General features: G+C 62.6%; 3 protein-coding genes. All 3 read right to left on the bottom strand.

Annotated elements, in window-relative coordinates; genetic code table 11:
* Window positions 1-231, bottom strand: a 231-nt coding sequence (locus tag Q0341_RS10810) for an NAD-binding protein (RefSeq protein WP_366522767.1), incomplete at its 3' end; no start/stop codon positions are given.
* A gap of 27 nt (window positions 232-258) precedes the next feature.
* Window positions 259-1,386 (bottom strand): acyl-CoA dehydrogenase family protein, encoded by a 1,128-nt coding sequence (locus Q0341_RS10805; protein WP_299513077.1) that lies wholly within the window; start codon window positions 1,384-1,386, stop codon window positions 259-261.
* A 20-nt stretch (window positions 1,387-1,406) separates the two neighbouring features.
* Window positions 1,407-1,853: SDR family oxidoreductase (locus Q0341_RS10800; protein WP_299513076.1), on the bottom strand; the 447-nt coding region annotated here is incomplete at its 5' end.

Here is a 1,853-nt window from a genome sequence, read left to right as displayed (position 1 = left end):
AATGACCATGTCGGCATCTTGGGCCCCGGCTTCGCGCAATACCGAGGGCTCAATGCCGTTGCCCACCACGCCTCGCAGGTCCAGGCGCTCTTCGAGCAAACGCAGGCGCGCAGGGTCCTGGTCGATGACGGTGATGTCGTTTTGCTCGGAAACCAGACTTTCAGCGACGCTTTCGCCCACGCGGCCAGCGCCGAGGATGATGATGTTCATAACCCGAAATGATACGTGAATGGGCCGTGCAATCGCCCACTGGACGCATCAAAGTGCGCGCTGGATGATGATTTTCTGCACGTCGCTGGTGCCTTCGTAGATCTGGCACACCCGCACGTCGCGGTAAATGCGCTCAACCGGGAAGTCGCTCACATAGCCGTAGCCGCCCAGGGTCTGGATGGCGGCGGAACACACCATTTCGGCGGCTTCGCTGGCGAACAGCTTGGCCATAGCCGCTTCTTTGAGGCAAGGGCGTCCTGCGTCGCGCAGGCTGGCCGCGTGCCAGATGAGTTGGCGAGCCGCTTCGAGTTGCGTGGCGCAGTCGGCCAAACGGAAACCCACGGCTTGGTGATTAAAGATGGCGATGCCAAAGCTTTCGCGCTGCTTGGCGTAGTCGATGGCCACATCGAGTGCGCTGCGGGCCATGCCCAGACTTTGCGCGGCAATGCCGATGCGCCCGCCTTCCAGCGAAGACAGAGCGATCTTGTAGCCCTCGCCCTCCTGGCCGATCAGGTTCTCGGCGGGGATGCGGCAGTTGTCAAAGTTGATCTGCGCGGTGTCGCTGCTGTGTTGGCCCAGCTTGTCTTCCAGGCGGGCCACGTTGTAGCCGGGGCTGCGGGTGGGCACGATGAAGGCGCTCAGGCCTTTTTTGCCCGCGCCCTTGTCGGTCACCGCGATCACGATGGCCACATCGCCGTTTTTACCGCTGGTGATGAATTGCTTGACGCCGTTGATGACGTAGCCGTCGCCGTCTTTGACGGCCGTGGTGCGCAGAGCAGAGGCGTCCGAGCCCACATGCGGCTCGGTCAGGCAAAACGCGCCCAGCATCTGGCCTTGAGCCAATGGCGTGAGCCATTGCGCTTTTTGCCCGGCGTTGCCGTACATCATCAAGATGGCGTTGACAGGGCAATTGGTCACGCTGATCACGGTGCTGGTGCCGCCGTCACCGGCCGCGATTTCTTCAAGTACCAGCGCCATCGTGACATAGTTCAGGCCCGCGCCGCCTAGCTCCTCAGGCACACAAATGCCATACGCCCCCAGCTCGGCCAGGCCTCTGTGCGCTTCTTTGGGGAAGTGGTGCTTTTTGTCCCACTCAGCGGCGTGGGGCCAGAGTTCGCGCTGTGCAAAGTCACGCACGGCGTCGCGGATCATCTCTTGGTCGGGGGTCAGCAGCATGTCGGTCTTTCTTTGTGGGGTCACCAAGGCAGCGGTTGCCCATCGTGGTTCAAAAATGCGCCACGGTGTTTCGGGTCGCGTTGTTCAAGGACGTGGTTCAGCGTCTGGCGCAGGCTGCTCGCGCTTTGCTCGGTTGTCAGCGGTGCCGTGGGTCCACCCATGTCGGTCTGCACCCAACCGGGGTGGATGGCCAGCACGGTGATGCCCGACTGCTCGGCTTGGGTGCAGCGCACGACCATGTTGAGCGCCGCCTTGCTCACGCGGTAAAGCGCGGCGTTGCCGCTGGTGGTTTCATGCTGGCTGCCCATGATGGAGCTGATGCAAGCGATCACGCCTTTTGTCTCTTGCACCATGGGCACGATTTGCGGGATGACCTGCATCGCCCCCATCACGTTGGTGTGCATCACCGCGTCAAAGCTGTCGCGGGTGGGCGGCGTGTTGGCGCTGGCGCGGTCCAGTGCCCCCGC

Source organism: uncultured Limnohabitans sp. (genome assembly GCF_937889215.1).
Taxonomy (GTDB): domain Bacteria; phylum Pseudomonadota; class Gammaproteobacteria; order Burkholderiales; family Burkholderiaceae_C; genus Limnohabitans_A.
Note: the sequence above shows the minus strand (reverse complement) of the source record. Positions and strands in the feature narration are given on the sequence as shown.

Coding starts and splice junctions, on each gene's coding strand:
- Q0341_RS10805 (WP_299513077.1), bottom strand. CDS start 1,386: ATGCTGCTGACCCCCGACCAAGAGATGATCCGCGACGCCGTGCGTGAC.